The sequence below is a fragment of the Micromonospora sp. SL1-18 genome, assembly GCF_047921505.1.
GTDB lineage: Bacteria > Actinomycetota > Actinomycetes > Mycobacteriales > Micromonosporaceae > Micromonospora.
The window spans coordinates 19,072-35,362 of the sequence record NZ_JBLROA010000035.1 but is presented as its reverse complement, the minus strand read 5'-3'; the positions used below and the strand labels follow the sequence as shown (position 1 = coordinate 35,362).

General features: G+C 70.9%; 15 protein-coding genes. 3 read left to right on the top strand and 12 right to left on the bottom strand.

Annotated features, from left to right (window positions below):
• Positions 1–112: 112 nt before the first annotated feature.
• The 9 genes from ACNAW0_RS18245 to ACNAW0_RS18205 form a co-directional block, all read right to left on the bottom strand.
• Positions 113–529, bottom strand: coding sequence for a metal-sulfur cluster assembly factor (locus tag ACNAW0_RS18245; protein ID WP_416289101.1), 417 nt, complete (start codon positions 527–529; stop codon positions 113–115).
• Positions 526–1,008 carry a Fe-S cluster assembly sulfur transfer protein SufU gene (sufU, locus tag ACNAW0_RS18240; protein WP_416289100.1) on the bottom strand — a complete coding sequence of 161 codons (483 nt, stop codon included), beginning with the start codon at positions 1,006–1,008 and terminating at the stop codon, positions 526–528. Before sufU ends, ACNAW0_RS18245 begins: the two co-directional genes overlap by 4 nt.
• Positions 1,008–2,312, bottom strand: coding sequence for a cysteine desulfurase (locus tag ACNAW0_RS18235; RefSeq protein WP_416289098.1), 1,305 nt, complete (start codon positions 2,310–2,312; stop codon positions 1,008–1,010). Before ACNAW0_RS18235 ends, sufU begins: the two co-directional genes overlap by 1 nt.
• 20 nt (positions 2,313–2,332) lie before the next feature.
• Complete coding sequence (sufC, locus tag ACNAW0_RS18230; protein WP_387424347.1) at positions 2,333–3,106, bottom strand: Fe-S cluster assembly ATPase SufC; 774 nt, start codon at positions 3,104–3,106, stop codon at positions 2,333–2,335.
• On the bottom strand, positions 3,107–3,433 hold the full coding sequence (locus ACNAW0_RS18225; protein ID WP_416289097.1) for a non-heme iron oxygenase ferredoxin subunit: 327 nt from the start codon (positions 3,431–3,433) through the stop codon (positions 3,107–3,109). It lies immediately after the preceding gene.
• Positions 3,433–4,575: a Fe-S cluster assembly protein SufD gene (sufD, locus tag ACNAW0_RS18220; protein ID WP_416289096.1), complete on the bottom strand. Its 1,143-nt coding sequence runs from the start codon at positions 4,573–4,575 to the stop codon at positions 3,433–3,435. The genes ACNAW0_RS18225 and sufD overlap by 1 nt, the downstream gene beginning before the upstream one ends.
• Positions 4,575–5,915 carry an RNA-guided endonuclease IscB gene (gene iscB / locus ACNAW0_RS18215; protein WP_416289095.1) on the bottom strand — a complete coding sequence of 447 codons (1,341 nt, stop codon included), beginning with the start codon at positions 5,913–5,915 and terminating at the stop codon, positions 4,575–4,577. The genes sufD and iscB overlap by 1 nt, the downstream gene beginning before the upstream one ends.
• 441 nt (positions 5,916–6,356) lie before the next feature.
• On the bottom strand, positions 6,357–7,787 hold the full coding sequence (gene sufB / locus ACNAW0_RS18210; RefSeq protein WP_416289094.1) for a Fe-S cluster assembly protein SufB: 1,431 nt from the start codon (positions 7,785–7,787) through the stop codon (positions 6,357–6,359).
• On the bottom strand, positions 7,784–8,554 hold the full coding sequence (locus ACNAW0_RS18205) for a helix-turn-helix transcriptional regulator (protein ID WP_416289092.1): 771 nt from the start codon (positions 8,552–8,554) through the stop codon (positions 7,784–7,786). The genes sufB and ACNAW0_RS18205 overlap by 4 nt, the downstream gene beginning before the upstream one ends.
• Positions 8,555–8,669: 115 nt before the next feature.
• On the opposite strand from ACNAW0_RS18205, the gene ACNAW0_RS18200 reads away from it, so the two are divergent.
• Complete coding sequence (locus tag ACNAW0_RS18200) at positions 8,670–9,653, top strand: COX15/CtaA family protein (RefSeq protein ID WP_416289091.1); 984 nt, start codon at positions 8,670–8,672, stop codon at positions 9,651–9,653.
• 166 nt (positions 9,654–9,819) lie between these two features.
• Positions 9,820–11,487 carry a right-handed parallel beta-helix repeat-containing protein gene (locus ACNAW0_RS18195; protein ID WP_416289090.1) on the top strand — a complete coding sequence of 556 codons (1,668 nt, stop codon included), beginning with the start codon at positions 9,820–9,822 and terminating at the stop codon, positions 11,485–11,487.
• A 33-nt stretch (positions 11,488–11,520) separates the two neighbouring features.
• Here ACNAW0_RS18195 and ACNAW0_RS18190 read toward each other — a convergent pair whose 3' ends face one another.
• The 3 genes from ACNAW0_RS18190 to ACNAW0_RS18180 all read right to left on the bottom strand — a co-directional run bounded on the left by ACNAW0_RS18190 (position 11,521) and on the right by ACNAW0_RS18180 (position 13,883).
• Positions 11,521–12,441, bottom strand: a complete 921-nt coding sequence (locus tag ACNAW0_RS18190; RefSeq protein ID WP_416289089.1) for an ATP-grasp domain-containing protein — start codon at positions 12,439–12,441, stop codon at positions 11,521–11,523.
• Positions 12,442–12,447: 6 nt separating this feature from the next.
• Positions 12,448–12,780: a hypothetical protein gene (locus tag ACNAW0_RS18185; RefSeq protein WP_416289088.1), complete on the bottom strand. Its 333-nt coding sequence runs from the start codon at positions 12,778–12,780 to the stop codon at positions 12,448–12,450.
• 143 nt (positions 12,781–12,923) lie between these two features.
• Entirely contained in the window at positions 12,924–13,883 is a 960-nt protein-coding gene (locus tag ACNAW0_RS18180; protein ID WP_416289087.1) for a heme o synthase, read from the bottom strand.
• 265 nt (positions 13,884–14,148) lie between these two features.
• On the opposite strand from ACNAW0_RS18180, the gene tkt reads away from it, so the two are divergent.
• Complete coding sequence (tkt, locus tag ACNAW0_RS18175) at positions 14,149–16,287, top strand: transketolase (protein WP_416289086.1); 2,139 nt, start codon at positions 14,149–14,151, stop codon at positions 16,285–16,287.
• The last annotated feature ends 4 nt before the right edge of the window (positions 16,288–16,291 follow it).

Sequence of the window (16,291 nt, the reverse complement as noted above, 5' to 3'; positions counted from 1 at the left end):
CACTACATCCAGGATCGAGCGTGACCTTGGCGGGCCGGGCGGACAGGCGGCGAGACGCGTCGAGCGCGACGCCCCTGAGGGCGCCGCGCTCGACAGCGCTGATCGGTCGGAATCAGACGTTGAAGCCGAGGGAGCGGAGCTGGTCCCGGCCCTCGTCCGTGATCTTGTCGGGGCCCCACGGCGGCAGCCACACCCAGTTGATCCGGATGTCGTTGACCAGTCCGCCGCCCGGGCCGGTGGTCAGCGCCTGCCGGGCCTGGTCCTCGATCACGTCGGTCAGCGGGCAGGCCGCCGAGGTCAGCGTCATGTCCAGGGTGGCCACGTTCTCGTCGTCGACGTGGACGCCGTACACCAGACCCAGGTCGACCACGTTGATGCCCAGCTCGGGGTCGACGACGTCCTTCATCGCCTCCTCGACGTCGGCGACCGCGGCCTTGCCGCCGGCCGGTGCGTCGCCGGTGGCCGGCGTCGCCGCGCCCTCGGTCGCCACGGCGCCGGTCTCCGGCGTGGTGGTTTCCTCGCTGCTCATGCCTCTACCTCTACCTCCGTCGGACTCACGCCCACCCCGGCGCGTGCCGCGGCGTCCTTGAACGCCATCCACGACAGCAGCGCACACTTCACCCGGGCCGGATAGCGCGCGACACCCGCGAACGCCACCCCGTCACCGAGCACTTCCTCGTCCGGCGTGACCTGGCCACGCCCGGACATCAACTCGACGAACGCCTCGTGCACCACGGTGGCGTCGTCCGCGGCCCGGCCACGCAGCAGCTCGTGCAGCACGCTCGCCGACGCCTGGCTGATCGAGCACCCCATCCCGTCGTACGAGATGTCGGTGAACACCTTGCCGTCGGTGGCCACCCGTACGGTGATCTCGTCGCCGCAGGTCGGGTTGACGTGGTGCGCCTCGCCGACCCGGGCGTCCGGATCCGCCGCCTCCCGCAGGCCGCGGCCGTGCGGGTGCTTGTAGTGGTCCAGGATGATCTCCTGGTAGAGCTGGTCGAGCTGCATCAGTCGAACACCTTCCGCACCTGCTCGAGACCGGCCACCAGCGCGTCGATCTCCTCCGCCGTGGTGTACAGGTAGAACGACGCCCGCGTCATCGCCGGCACGCCGAACCTGGTACACACCGGCTTCGCGCAGTGGTGCCCCACCCGGACCTGCACACCGAGCGAGTCGAGCACCTGCCCGACGTCGTGCGGATGCACGTCGCCGAGCGCGAAAGAGATCGTCCCGCCCCGGCCGACCGGCACGTTCGGGCCGAAGACGCGCAGCCCGGGCACCGTGGCGAGGGCGTCCAGCGCGTACGCCGTCAGCTCCTTCTCGTGCCACTGGATCGCGCGCATCCCGATCCCGCTGAGGTAGTCCACCGCCGCGCCGAGCGCCACGGCCTCGGCGATCGGCGGGGTGCCCGCCTCGAACCTGGCCGGCGGCGGGGCGAACGTCGACCGTCCCATCGACACCGTCTCGATCATCGACCCGCCACCGAGCACCGGCGGCATCGCGGCGAGCAGCTCCGCCCGGCCCCAGAGCACGCCGATGCCGGTCGGGCCGCACATCTTGTGCCCGGTGAAGACGATGAAGTCCGCGTCGTAGTCGACCACGTCCATCGGCAGGTGCGGCACCGACTGCGAGCAGTCGAGCAGCAGCAGCGCGCCGACCTCGCGGACCCGCTCGGTGATCCGCGCGGTCGCGTTGACGGTGCCGAGGATGTTGGACATGTGCACCAGCGAGACGATCTTCGTCCGCTCGTTGACCAGTTCCTCCAGCCCGGACTCGTCCAGCCGCCCGTGGTCGGTGACCGGGAACCAGCGCAGGGTGGCGCCGGTCCGCTCCGCGAGGAGCTGCCACGGGACGATGTTCGAGTGGTGCTCCATCTCGGAGATCACGATCTCGTCGCCGGGGGCGAGCCGGAACCGCGGGTCCGCGTCGGGCCGCAGCGAGGCGTTGGAGAACGCGTACGCCACGATGTTGATCGCCTCGGTGGAGTTCTTGGTGAACACCACCTCGTCGACGCTCGGCGCGTTGATGAACGCGGCGATCTTCGCCCGGGCCCCCTCGTACGCCTCGGTCGCCTCGGTGCCCAGGGTGTGCACCGAGCGCGACACGTTGGCGTTGTGCCGGGCGTAGTGCTCGGCGAGCACGTCGAGCACCTGCCGCGGCTTGTGCGAGGTGTTGGCGCTGTCGAGATAGACCAGTCGGTGCCCGTTGACCTCCCGATCCAGGATCGGGAAATCGGCGCGCACCGTGGCCACGTCGAAACGCGGCACATCGCCGTACTGCGGCATCCCCGACGGGATCGCGATGGTGGTCATATCCGCAGCCCTTCCGTACGTCAGGCCCGCGCCGAACCGGCCCCGGCGACGTACCGCTCGTAGCCCTCTTCCTCGAGCTTGTCGGCCAGCTCCGGGCCGCCCTGCTCGACGATCCGGCCGGCGACGAAGACGTGCACGAAGTCCGGCTTGATGTAGCGCAGGATCCGGGTGTAGTGGGTGATCAGCAGCAGGCCGGTGTCGCCGGTGTCGCGGACCCGGTTCACCCCCTCGCTGACCACGCGCAGCGCGTCCACGTCGAGGCCGGAGTCGGTCTCGTCGAGGATGGCCATCTTCGGCTTGAGCAGCTCCAACTGCACGATCTCATGCCGCTTCTTCTCGCCGCCGGAGAAGCCCTCGTTGACGTTGCGCTGGGCGAACGCCGGGTCCATCTGGAGCTTCTCCATGGCGCCGCGCAGCTCCCCGGCCCAGGTGCGCAGCTTCGGCGCCTCGCCGTCGATGGCGGTCTTGGCGGTACGCAGGAAGTTGGCGACGGAGACGCCGGGCACCTCCACCGGGTACTGCATGGCCAGGAAGAGGCCGACGCGGGCCCGCTCGTCGACGGACATGGCCAGCACGTCCTCGCCGTCGAGGGTCACCGAGCCGCCGGTGATCTCGTACTTGGGGTGGCCGGCGATCGAGTACGCCAGGGTCGACTTGCCGGAGCCGTTCGGGCCCATGATCGCGTGGGTCTCGCCCGAGCGCACGGTCAGGTCGACCCCGTGCAGGATCGGCTTGAGCTCACCCTCGGGCAGCTTGACCGACACCTTCAGGTCGCGGATCTCCAGGGTGCTCATTTAGCGGGTCACTCCATTGCTCGGCGTCAGGCTGACGTAGATGTCGCCGTCGCGGACTTCGACGGGATAGACGGGTACGGGTTCGGTCGCGGGCAGCCCGGTGGGCTCACCGGTACGCAGGTCGAAACGGGATCCGTGCAGCCAGCATTCCAGCGTGCACCCCTCGATCTCGCCCTCGGAGAGGGGCACGGCGGCGTGCGAGCACTCGTCGTAGACGGCGTAGAAGTTGTCGTCCTCGCCGTGCACGATCGCGATCTGGGTGCCCTTGACGTCGGCGCTGATCGCGGTGCCCTTCGGCACGTCCTCGGTCGCGCAGATCCTGATCATCAGGCACCCGCCTTGGTGAGGCGGGCCTCGATCGCGTCGCCGAGCCGCTCGCGCAGCTCCTCGACCGGAATCTTGTTGATCAGCTCGGCGAAGAAGCCGCGCACCACCAGGCGGCGGGCCTCGGCCGCCGGGATGCCCCGGGCCATCAGGTAGAAGAGCTGCTCGTCGTCGAAGCGGCCGGTCGCGCTGGCGTGACCCGCGCCGGCGATCTCGCCGGTCTCGATCTCCAGGTTGGGTACAGAGTCCGCCCGGGCGCCGTCGGTGAGCAGCAGGTTCCGGTTGATCTCGTACGTGTCGGTGCCGGTCGCCTCGGCCCGGATCAGCACGTCACCGACCCAGACCGTGTGCGCGCTGTCGCCCTGCAGGGCACCCCGGTAGCCGACGTAGCTGCGGCAGTCCGGCACGGTGTGGTCGACCAGCTGGCGGTGCTCCAGATGCTGGCCGGAGTCGGCGAAGTAGACGCCGTACAGCTCGGCCTCGCCGCCCCGGTCGCCGTATTCCACCGAGGTGTACTGGCGGACCAGGTCGCCGCCGAGGCTCACCTGCACGTGGACCACCTTGGCGTCGCGGCCCAGCCGCACCTTGAGGTGCTGCGCCTGCACGGCGTCGCCGGCCCAGTCGGCGACGGTGACCAGGGTCAGCTTCGCGCCGTCGGCCACCGCCACCTCGACGTTGTCGGCGAGGGTGGCCGAGCCGGTGTGCTCCAGCACCAGGGTCACCTCGGCGAACCGACCCACATCGACGAAGGTGTGGCCGAAGGCGAGCGCGTCCGCGCCCTCGCCGACCACGCGCAGGCGCACCGGGGCGGTCACCACCGCGTCGCGGGCGACCTGCACCAGCAGCGCCTGCTCGACCCCGCCGTACGCCAGCGCGCTGACCCGGTCGAACGGGGTGAGCACGCTACCCATTCGCGGGTCGTCCTTGCCGATCCGGCTGGCGGTGACGCCCTCGGGCAGGTCGGCGTACTCGTGGCGAACCGTGCCGGTCGCGGCCTGCACCCCGCCGGCCAGGCCGCGCAGGCGCTTGAGCGGGGTGAAACGCCACTCCTCCTCCAGGCCGGTCAGGGCCGGGAAGTCGGCGACGTCGTACGAGCGGAGCGCCTGCGACTTGGTGGCGGGCGGCGCGGAAGCCTGGGTAGTCATTACATATGCGGCGCGGATACCCGGCCGTTCAGGGCCGGGAGGAAACGCCGCTTCTCCTCTCGCGTGTAGGCCCACCCGTCTGCTCGTTGCAGCAGGTGGACGTGCCGGTGGTGCACGCCCTGCACGAGCGCGTGGCGGGTTCGGATGTTGAAGGAGCCGCTGCTGCGTACGGCGACCCGTCCGGTATGCCGGCCGGTGTTCTTCCCTGTAGGCACGACAGCACGCACCAAGTCGCCAGTTTGGAAGCCGCGTACGGTTTTACTCCTGGGTAGCCGCAGTCGTGGGAAGCCGTATCGGTCGCAGCGCGTGCGGGCGTACGAGCCGCGACCGGACGCGGCTGCCACCAGCACCCGCCCCGGCCATGCCCGCACGGCAGCAAGCACCCCGACGTGGAGGGCGTCGAGCGTGTGGGTCTTCGGCGCACCAGTCCGGTGCCGGTTCCACTTCGTCCGGCCGCCGGTGGCGACCTGCACCGGTAGGCCGGTGGCCACCAGGGCTTGCCACAGCGCCCGCCGGGTGGTCGACGCGGCTGCGGCGTCCCGTAGTGGCAGTTTCTGCTGGCGTCGGATCCGGGCCAGCACGGCTGGCCGATCCGCCAGGAAGGCCTCGACCGGGGTGCCACCCTTGGCCTGGTTGCAGCCCACGCACGCCAACGTCAGGTTCGACACCCGGTCCGAGCCGCCCCGCGAACGCGGCACAATGTGATCGATGTTCATCGGCACCCCGGACGCACCGCAGTAGACACACATACGCCCCCACGCGGCCAGCAGATACTCGCGTACCTCGTAGCCGTGAAGGGTGCCGTGCTGGTACTCCACCCCTGCGATGTTCGGGTTCTGCATGAGTTGGGTGTCGAACGCGACCCGCTCGACGTGGATCTGCCGCACAGGTGCCCAGCGGCGCAGCCGGCCGACCCAGGACATGGTGTTGTCGACCCGATGCCGCAACGACGGTGGCAGCCACCCTTCCGACCTGCGACGGTTGAGAAACCGGGGTGCCCGGTAGCGCAGGCTCCGCGACCGGCGACCACGCCGGAACGCGGCGCGAGCAGTCAGCTTGTCGCGGATCTGCCCGCCCCGATGGCGGACCTCGACCGCGAACAGACCGGTCCGGACCCCGTCGTCGGCGCGGAAGACTGCGATACCGGTGAACTTCGAACCCGGGTCGATGCCGATCTCCACCCCGTCCACCTGCGAGTCGGCGACCTCACGATCCCTGACCCGGATCACGAACGGGGTGTGCCGGTGTACCACCGCGCGCCCGGAGGCAAGCAGCTTGCGTGCCCGCGCCGGGGTGCACGGTTGGAGCGGCCGGTGGTGTCGGTCAACAACGAACACCACCGGGTGGGTGTGAGCCTCACGGCCCGCTCCGGTTCCCGATCGCTCGGGTTCCGGGTGACGCCGGCTCACGCCGGTCTCCCCTCGCCCATGTCGCACACCGGCTGCCAGATGGCGTCCGCGTCCCGTTTCGTGGCATCTCGGGGCCGTGTCTGCTGGCACGGATTCCAGGGTCCGGGGCTGAGGAAGCACCCCGGAGTGGGTCTTCACACCTGTGTACAACGTAGATCCCTCCCTTCAGAGGTCTCTGGGGCTGGTCAACCACTCCGAGAAACCGAGCAAGCTCGCTCCCTCAGGACCCGAGAAGTTGACCTCTTCCTTGCTGTTCTGCGACGGCGGTCTCAGTTAAACCGAAGCCGGCCAGGCACGGCCCGCCTGGCGACCACTCCGGCTCGGCGCGTCTGCCACCGTGCCACGACCCGGAGTAGTCGGGTGGCCGGGGTGTCAGCCGACCGCGCCCTCCATCTGGAGCTCGATCAGGCGGTTGAGCTCCAGGGCGTACTCCATCGGGAGCTCCTTGGCGATCGGTTCGATGAAGCCGCGCACGATCATCGCCATCGCCTCGTCCTCGCTCAGGCCCCGGCTCATCAGGTAGAAGAGCTGGTCCTCGCTGACCTTGGAAACGGTCGCCTCGTGCCCCATCGACACGTCGTCCTCACGGATGTCGACGTACGGGTAGGTGTCCGAGCGGGAGATGGTGTCGACCAGCAGCGCGTCGCACTTGACCGTGCTCCTGCTGCTGGTGGAACCCTCCAGCACCTGCACCAGGCCGCGGTACGAGGTGCGGCCGCCGCCGCGGGCGATCGACTTCGACACGATGGTCGACGAGGTGTGCGGCGCCGCGTGCACCATCTTGGCGCCGGCGTCCTGGTGCTGGCCCTCGCCGGCCATGGCCACCGAGAGCACCTCGCCCTTGGCGTGCTCGCCGGTCATGTAGACCGCCGGGTACTTCATGGTGACCTTGGAGCCGATGTTGCCGTCGATCCACTCCATGGTCGCGCCCTCGTGGCAGACGGCACGCTTGGTGACCAGGTTGTAGACGTTGTTCGACCAGTTCTGGATGGTCGTGTAGCGGCAGCGCGCGTTCTTCTTGACGATGATCTCCACCACGGCGCTGTGCAGCGAGTCCGAGGAGTAGATGGGCGCGGTGCAGCCCTCGACGTAGTGCACGTACGCGCCCTCGTCGACGATGATCAGCGTCCGCTCGAACTGGCCCATGTTCTCCGTGTTGATCCGGAAGTAGGCCTGCAGCGGGATCTCCACGTGCACGCCCTTCGGCACGTAGATGAACGAGCCACCGGACCAGACGGAGGTGTTCAGCGCGGCGAACTTGTTGTCGCCGACCGGGATCACCGTGCCGAAGTACTCCTTGAACAGATCCTCGTGCTCCTTGAGCGCGGTGTCGGTGTCGAGGAAGACGACGCCCTGCTCCTCGAGGTCCTCGCGGATCTTGTGGTAGACCACCTCGGACTCGTACTGCGCCGCGACACCGGCGATCAGCCGCTGCTTCTCCGCCTCGGGGATGCCCAGCTTGTCGTAGGTGTTCTTGATGTCCTCGGGCAGGTCCTCCCAGCTGGTGGCCTGCTTCTCGGTGGACCGGACGAAGTACTTGATGTTGTCGAAGTTGATCCCGGTGAGGTCGGCGCCCCAGGTCGGCATCGGCTTGCGCCCGAACAGCCGCAGGCCCTTCAGGCGCAGGTCGAGCATCCAGGCCGGCTCGTTCTTCTTCGCCGAGATGTCCCGCACCACCGCCTCGTTGAGGCCGCGCTGGGCGGACGCCCCGGCGACGTCGGAGTCGGCCCAGCCGTACTCGTAGCGACCGAGGGCGGCGAGCTGCTCCTCCTGGGTCAGGGGCTGGACGATCTGCTCGGTCATCTATCTGTCCTCACAGTGGTGACGGTGTTACCGGACGTGGAGCCCACGCGGGGGCTCCTGCGCGGCTGGGCGGGGATGTGCGTGGTGCACACCCCGTCGCCGTGCGCGATGGTGGCCAGGCGCTGCACGTGGGTGCCGACCAGACGGGAGATCACTTCGGTCTCGGCCTCGCACAGCTGGGGAAACTCGGCGGCCACGTGCGCCACCGGGCAGTGGTGCTGGCAGAGCTGCCCGCCGGAGGCGATCGTGGACGCGTTGGCAGCGTAGCCCTCGGCGGTCAACGCCCCGGCAAGCGCCTCCGCCCGGGCGAGCGGGTCGTCGCCGGCGTCCTCCATGGCGGCCCGGCAGCGGGCCTCCAGCGCGGAGACCTGCTCGGCGGCGAACGCCTCGACCGCCTCCGCACCCCCGGTGCGGGCGATCCAGCGCAGGGCGCCGGTGGCCATGTTGTCGTAGTGGTGGGTGCCGCAGCGCAGCCGCGCGGCCTCGGTCAGCACGAAGACCTTGGCCGGGCGGCCCCGACCCCGGCTGCCCCGCACGACCTGCTCGCGGGCGACCACGTCGCCGTCGGCGAGCATCGCGTCGAGGTGCCGGCGGATCGCCGCCGGGCTGAGCCCGAGCGCCGAGCCGAGCTGCGCGGCGGTGGTCGCCCCCCGCTCCAGCAGCAGCTGGGTGACCCGGTCCCGGGTGGAAAGATCGGTGGACGCAGCGGTGCTCGTGCCCGCGACCTGCCTGGTCGCCGGCTGGGAGAGCGCCGCCGCGTTTTTCACAACGGCAACGTTACGTAATTCGGCGGAGGGTCGCAAACCGGGTCCCGGTGATTCCCGACACCGGGGTACCGGAGTCACCCGATCGGGGACCACTACGGTGCGTAGGATTCGCTCCGTGAAGCCTTCCGCCCGGTTCCCGGTCCCCGCCGTGGTGCAGCGCTACCTCGACCGATACCCGGTCTCCGCCGCGCTGCTGCGCCGCCTCGCGTACGCCTCGATCATCGCGAACGTGGCGATCGTGGTCACCGGCGGGGCGGTCCGCCTCACCCGCTCCGGTCTCGGCTGCCCCACCTGGCCCCGGTGCACCGACGCCTCGTACGTCGTCACCCCCGAGATGGGCGTGAACGGGGTGATCGAGTTCGGCAACCGGCTGCTCACCTTCGCGGTGGGCATCATCGCCCTCGCCGTGCTGCTCGCCGTGCTGGCCCGACAGCCCCGCCCGCGCGGGCTGCTGCCCCTGGCGATCGCGGTCTTCCTCGGCATCCCCGCCCAGGCCGTGATCGGCGGGATCACCGTGCTGACCGACCTCAACCCGTGGGTGGTCGGGCTGCACTTCCTCGCCTCGATGGCGGTGATCGCCGCCGCGTACGCCCTCTGGCGCCGCGCCGTCGAGCCGGACGCGCCGGCGACGCCCACCGTGCCGGCGACGCTGCGTACCCTCGCGCTGCTCACCACGGCGGTGAGCGCGGCGGTGCTGCTGGTCGGCACCTGGGTGACCGGCAGCGGCCCGCACGCCGGCGACAAGGGCGCGGCCCGCAACGGCCTCGACCCGGAGTCGATCTCCCAGGTGCACGCCGACGGGGTCTTCCTGCTGATCGGCCTGTCGGTGGCGCTGCTCTTCGCGTTCCGCGCCGTGGGCGCGGCGCGGGCCACCCGGGCCGCCGCGGTGCTGGTCGCCGTCGAGCTCGGCCAGGGCCTGATCGGCTTCGTGCAGTACTTCACCCACCTGCCGGGAGCGCTGGTGGCCGCGCACATGCTCGGCTCCTGCCTGGTGCTGCTGGCGACCCTGGCCATGCTCTGGTCGACCCGGGAGCGCCGCCCGGTCGGGCCGGCGGCGCGGCCCGTCCCGGCCACCGAACCGGTCCCGGCGGCCGTCTGAGCCACCGGACGCCCTCGCCGGGCTGAGCCGCCGGATGCCGGCGCCGCGCCGGGCTGGGCCGCCGGATGCCGGCGCCGGGCTGGGCGGCCCGACGCGGGCGTTAAGCCCCGGCGGCGGCGGGAATGCGGTCCCGCGACGCGACCGTCCGCGCCGAGGGGAGTTCCCGGTGTCCCGCAAGGGCCTGTCCACGACCGCCCCGCAGCGGCTCGCTCAGGTCGCCGGTGCGCCGCTGTGGTGCGACGCGCGTGACTTCGCGCTCACCGGCGACGGGGTGACCAACGACCAGCCGGCGCTGGCGGCGCTGGTGGACCGACTGGGCGAGGGGTACGCCGCCGACGGGCGGGCCAGGGTGATCTACTGCCCGCCCGGCATCTACTCGATCCGGGACGCCGGCACCGTCTGGCGCAGCGGGGTGTCGCTGGTCGGCGCCGGCTCCGCGGCGACCCGGTTCCTGCTCAGCAACGACGGTAACCGGGGCGACCCAGTGCCGCTGGCCTACTGGACCAGCGTGCAGCACGGCGCGGACCGGGACCGGCACATCGCCGACTGCACGTTCGCCGACTTCGAGATCGACGGCTCCGGCGTCGGCATGGCCGAGTACAACTACCTCGCCAAGGGGCTCGGCCTGCAGTACGTGGTGCGTGGGGTGTTCCGCAACCTCTACATCCATCACACCGGGGCGACCGGGCTGGGCTGCGACTTCCTCCAGGACAGCCTGATCGACGGGGTGGTCGTGGTGGGCTGCGGCCGCCTCGACAACGGCGAGCAGATGGGCGGCGCCGGCATCGGCGTCGGCATCGGCGGCTGGGGCGACGTGGAGCGGCTCACCATCGCCAACTGCACCACGGTGGGCAACGGCACCAACGGGATCTTCCTGGAGCTGCAGAAGCCCCACTGGCCGCCCCCACGCGGCTTCCGCATCGTCGGCTGCCACAGCCAGGCCAACCGGTTCGGCATCTCCGACTGGGGCGCAGACGGGCTCATCGTTTCCGCCTGCACCCTGACCAACAACCTGGAGGCCGGGTTCGACGTCTCCGCGAACGGCACCTCGGGGGTGGCCGGCCGGGGCGGGCTGCTGACCGGCTGCGACATCGACCGCAACGTCGGCGACGGGATAAGCATGGGCAACACCCCCGGCGGCTACGCGGTGCGAGGCAACCGGATCAGCCGCAACGGCGGGTATGGCTACCACGAGCACGCCCTGGGCGACGGCTACCCAGGCCCGGCGGCGGACGTGGTGATCGAGGGCAACGACATCCGGGACAACGCGCTCGACGGCATCCGGATCGACCGGCCGATGATCGACGCGGCGGTGCTCGGCAACCGGCTCCGCGACAACGGGCGGCGTTCCGCGCCGGCTCATCGTAGCGGTGGCGATGCGGTGCGCTACGGGCCCCGCACGGTGGTTGACGGCGCGGTGGACTGGCCCTGGGACGGGCACCGGGGCAAGGTGGTGCGGGTCGATTCGCGGACGGCCGTGGTGGCGGCCAACACCGCCACGGAACTGTCCCTCGCCGAGGTTCGGCCGGACGGCGCGACCGCGTGGAACGAGGCGACCCCCGCGCCCGGCACGCCGTACGAGCTGCCGGCCGGTCCGACGGCCCGCGCCGGGATCGCCGTCAACTCGCGATTCGAGTCGGCCACCGTGCGGGGCAACCGGATCTGGAACCGGGACGAGCACACCCAGACCTACGGGCTCTGGGTCACCGCGGCCGGCAGTTGCGTCTCCTGCCGGATCGAGGACAACGACTTCGCTGGAAACGAGGCCGGCATCCGGCTGGAGACACCGCCGGTCGGAGGCCGCTGGGAGCGCAACCACGAGGACGGGACGTAGGCCCCCGCCCCCTGCGGGCCGGGCCCGCCGGGTTCAGGACCGGCGGGCCAGGTGGGTGGTGATCGCCGCGGCGAGGCGGTCGGGGGCGGCGTCGGCGTACCCGATGAACAGGCTCGGCTCGGTGAGCTCCAGCTCGACCAGGACCGGTGCGCCGTCCGGGCCGGGGATCAGGTCGACCCGGGCGTAGAGCAACCGGTCCGGGCCACCGGGGACGGCGGCCACGGTCCGCTCCGCCACCGCGAGCTGGTCGGGCAGCGCCGTCCGCGGGTCGATCTGCTCCTTCTTGTAGAGCTCGGCCACCCCCAGATCGGGGCCGGTCAGCATCGGCCCCTTGCGGATGGCGTGGCTGAACGTCAGGCCGTCCGGCCCGGCGAGGAACAGCAGCGCGGTCTCCCCCGAGGTGTCCACCGCGCTCAGGTACGGCTGGACCATGGCAACCCGCCCGGCGGCGGTGAGCCGCCGCACGTGTGCCCCGGCCAGCTCCCGGTGCTGCGGATCGGCCAGATCGTACCGGCCGGTGTCCTGGCTGCCGGCGCTGACCGCCGGCTTGATCACGTACTCGCCGGAGTCGGCGGGCGGCGCCCAGGTCTGCCCCGGCTCGACCCAGACGGTCGGCACGGTGGGCACGCCGGCGGCGGAGAGCTCGGCCAGGTAGCGCTTGTCGGTGTTCCAGGCGACCACGTCGGCGGGGTTGACCAGACTCGGCACGGTCTGCGTCCAGGCGACGAACTCGTCGCGGCGCAGCGCGTAGTCCCACGGTGAGCGGAGGACCACCAGGTCGTACCCGGACCAGTCCACGGCCGGGTCGTCCCAGATCACCGCCTCGACGGCGACACCGCGGGCGGCCAGCGGGGCGAGCACGAGCCGGTCGTCCGGGTCAAGGTCGGGCAGGGCGGAACAGGTGGCGAGAGCGACTCGGGGTTCCGCCCGGGTCGCCTGGTGGTGGTTGCTCAATTTATGTCAACGGGCCATCGTGCGGCGGCCCATGGATCGCCAGAGGTCGTTGCTCGGACGCATCTGGTCCATCAGTTCACGCTCCCAGGCGTTCTCGACGTCGACCCCCGCCTTGGCGCAGGCCTGCCGCGCGATGTCGGTGCCGTCCGCGAATTGATCGGCCCATTCCCCGTCGGAACCCACCAGGACGATCCGCGCGCCGCGCTTACCGACGTACTCGATGACTGCCTTCGCACCGCCGTGCCCGGCGGCGAACGACTTGATGCCGGCAACCAGGCCGTTGGGAGCCTGGTCGGTCTGCTGCTCAGCCGTAAGCGTCGTATCGGAACCATCTGCCATGAGGCGAAGCCTAGGCAGACGTCCACCCGCATGTGCGAGAACGATGATTCAATTGTGACACCAATTACCTAAGGCGTTATGGAAGACCGCAGGTAATTCGACTGGCTATGTCGCACTAAGCCGAAACAAATCGGACGACCGGATCAGATCAAGGCGTCGAGCGCGACGGCCGCGAAGAGGATGGTCAGGTAGGTGGTGGACCAGTGGAACAGCCGCATCGGCTTGACCGCCTCGCCGCGCGCCGCACGCCGGCAGAGCTTGTGCGCCTCGACCACGAAGACGCCGCCGACGACCAGCGCGGTGACCCCGTAGATCGGGCTCATCCCCAGCGGCCAGACGGCCAGCGAGGAGAGCAGGGTCAGCCAGGAGAAGAGCAGGATCTCCGCGTTCACCCGCCGGACCGAGGCCACCACCGGCAGCATCGGCACGCCGGCCCGGGCGTAGTCGGCCTTGTACTTGATCGCCAGGGCGTAGAAGTGCGGCAGCTGCCAGAAGAAGACCACCGCGAACAGGCCCCACGCGGCGGGGGCCAGCGAGCCGGTGACCGCGGCCCAGCCGATCAGCACCGGCGCCGAGCCGCAGATGCCGCCCCAGAAGGTGTTGGCCACCGTGGTCCGCTTGAGCCAGAGCGTGTAGACCAGGTCGTAGTACGCGATCGCGGCCAGGGTCAGCCCCGCCGCCAGCAGGTTGGTGAACGCGGCCATCAGCGCGACCGAGATCACCGCCAGCGTCAGACCGAAGATCAGCGCGCTGCGTGGCGACACGGTGTGCGCGGGCAGCGGTCGACGCTTGGTGCGCCGCATCACCTGGTCGATGTCCCGGTCGATGTAGCAGTTGAGCACGCTGGCCGCGCCGGCGGCGAGCGAGCCGCCGACCAGCACCACGGCCACCAGCCAGAGCGAGGGCATGCCGCCGTCGGCGAGCATCATCGCCGGCACCGTGGTGACCAGCAGCAGCTCGACGATCCGCGGCTTGGTGAGAGCCACATACGCGGCCACCACCGCCCGCACGCCCCGACGGCCGTTCGCCGACTCCTCGGGCACCGTGCGCACCGGCGGCTGCCCGGCAGAGTTGCTGACGGGGCGCTCGGTGATCATGCTCACGGATTGCCACCTTCCGGCTTCGGCAGGGGGAGATCGGGTCGGCCCGGACCCCTTCCGGGTCCACACACCGACCCACAGACTACGCGCCGTCGTTTTCGCTGCCCCCGAGACCCGACAACGGTGCGGGCCGTCACACCGCGAGGTGAACGCCCGATCCGGCCGGACGCGCACGGAACACCATGCAGAGATCCCCGGGCACACGTTCAGGGCCGCTCGATAGGGTCATCGGTGAGGTTCCGCCCATCTGCCGAGGAGCACAACCATCGTGGCTGCCAACCGACCCGAGCTTCCCGCTCTCAACTGGTCCGACCTCGACCGCAGGGCTGTCGACACGGTCCGCGTCCTGGCCATGGACGCCGTGGAGAAATCCGGCAACGGCCACCCGGGTACGGCGATGAGCCTCGCCCCGGCCGCGTACCTGCTCTTCAACAGGGTCATGCGGCACAACCCGGCCGACCCGGGCTGGACCGGCCGGGACCGGTTCGTCCTCTCCGCCGGGCACTCCAGCCTGACGCTCTACATCCAGCTCTTCCTCTCCGGCTACCCGCTGTCGCTGGACGACCTGAAGGCGCTGCGCCAGTGGGGCTCGCTCACCCCGGGCCACCCGGAGCACGGGCACACCCCGGGCGTGGAGACCACCACCGGCCCGCTCGGCCAGGGCCTCGGCAACGCGGTCGGCATGGCCATGGCGGCCCGCCGGGAGCGCGGCCTGTTCGACCCGGCGGCCGAGGCCGGCGAGTCGCCGTTCGACCACGACATCTGGTGCATCGCCTCCGACGGCGACATCGAGGAGGGCATCAGCCACGAGGCCAGCGCCCTCGCCGGCCACCAGCAGCTGGGCAACCTCTGCGTGATCTACGACGACAACGAGATCTCGATCGAGGACGACACCCGGATCGCCAAGAGCGAGGACGTCGCCGCCCGGTACGAGGCGTACGGCTGGCACGTGCAGACCGTCGACTGGCGCCGCGGCGACGCCGACCAGGGCGACTACCACGAGGACGTCGAGGCCCTCTACCAGGCGCTGCTGGCCGCCCGGGCGGAGACCGACCGCCCCTCCTTCATCGCGCTACGCACCATCATCGGCTGGCCCGCCCCCAACAAGAAGAACACCGGCAAGATCCACGGCTCGGCGCTCGGCGCCGACGAGGTGAAGGCCACCAAGGAGATCCTCGACTTCGACCCGCAGCGGACCTTCCAGGTCGACGAGGAGGTCCTCAAGCACGCCCGCCAGGTGATGGAGCGCGGCGCCGCCGCCCAGGCGGCGTGGGCCACCACGTTCGACGCGTGGGCGCAGGCCAACCCGGAGCGCAAGACGCTCTGGGAGCGGATGGCCACCCGCAAGCTCCCCGACGGCTGGGCCGACGCGCTGCCCACCTTCCCCGCCGACGCCAAGGGCATCGCCACCCGGGCCGCCTCCGGCAAGGTGCTGGAGGCTCTCGCCCCGCTGCTGCCCGAGCTCTGGGGCGGCTCCGCCGACCTGGCGGACAGCAACAACACCACCATGAAGGGCGAGCGGTCGTTCATCCCGGCGGTGCACGCGACCAAGGACTTCCCGGGCGACGAGTACGGCCGCACCCTGCACTTCGGCATCCGTGAGCACGCCATGGGCGCGATCCTCAACGGCATCGCCCTGCACGGCGGCACCCGCCCGTACGGCGGCACCTTCCTGGTGTTCAGCGACTACATGCGCCCGTCGGTGCGGCTCGCCGCGCTGATGAAGCTGCCGGTGGTCTACGTCTGGACGCACGACTCGATCGGCCTCGGCGAGGACGGCCCGACCCACCAGCCGGTGGAGCACCTGACCGCGCTGCGCGCCATCCCCGGCCTGGACGTGGTCCGCCCGGCCGACGCCAACGAGACCGCGTGGGCGTGGCGGCGGGCCCTGGAGCACACCGACCGGCCCACCGCGCTGGCGCTCAGCCGCCAGGCGCTGCCCACGCTGGACCGCACCGACCTGGCCGGCGCCGAGGGCGCCGCCAAGGGCGGCTACGTGCTGGCCGAGGCGTCCACCGGCATGCCGCAGGTGATCCTCGTCGGCACCGGGTCCGAGGTGCAGCTCTGCCTCACCGCCCGGGAGCGGCTGGAGGCCGGTGGCACCCCCACCCGGGTCGTCTCCATGCCCTGCCAGGAGTGGTTCTTCGCCCAGGACGAGGCGTACCGGGAGTCGGTACTGCCGCGCGGGGTAAAGGCACGGGTGAGCGTGGAGGCGGGCATCGCCATGTCCTGGCGAGGAATCGTCGGCGACAGCGGCGAGACCGTGAGCCTGGAGCACTACGGGGCGAGCGCCCCGCACACCGTGCTCTTCGAGCAGTTCGGGTTCACCCCCGACCGGATCGTGGCCGCCGCGCACGCGTCACTGACCCGGGTGGGCGACATCACCGGTTACACGACCGGCAACTGAGGGG

Coding starts and splice junctions, on each gene's coding strand:
- sufC (WP_387424347.1), bottom strand. CDS start 3,106: ATGAGCACCCTGGAGATCCGCGACCTGAAGGTGTCGGTCAAGCTGCCC.
- sufU (WP_416289100.1), bottom strand. CDS start 1,008: ATGCAGCTCGACCAGCTCTACCAGGAGATCATCCTGGACCACTACAAG.
- sufB (WP_416289094.1), bottom strand. CDS start 7,787: ATGACCGAGCAGATCGTCCAGCCCCTGACCCAGGAGGAGCAGCTCGCC.
- sufD (WP_416289096.1), bottom strand. CDS start 4,575: ATGACTACCCAGGCTTCCGCGCCGCCCGCCACCAAGTCGCAGGCGCTC.
- ACNAW0_RS18235 (WP_416289098.1), bottom strand. CDS start 2,312: ATGACCACCATCGCGATCCCGTCGGGGATGCCGCAGTACGGCGATGTG.
- ACNAW0_RS18185 (WP_416289088.1), bottom strand. CDS start 12,780: ATGGCAGATGGTTCCGATACGACGCTTACGGCTGAGCAGCAGACCGAC.
- ACNAW0_RS18225 (WP_416289097.1), bottom strand. CDS start 3,433: ATGATCAGGATCTGCGCGACCGAGGACGTGCCGAAGGGCACCGCGATC.
- ACNAW0_RS18245 (WP_416289101.1), bottom strand. CDS start 529: ATGAGCAGCGAGGAAACCACCACGCCGGAGACCGGCGCCGTGGCGACC.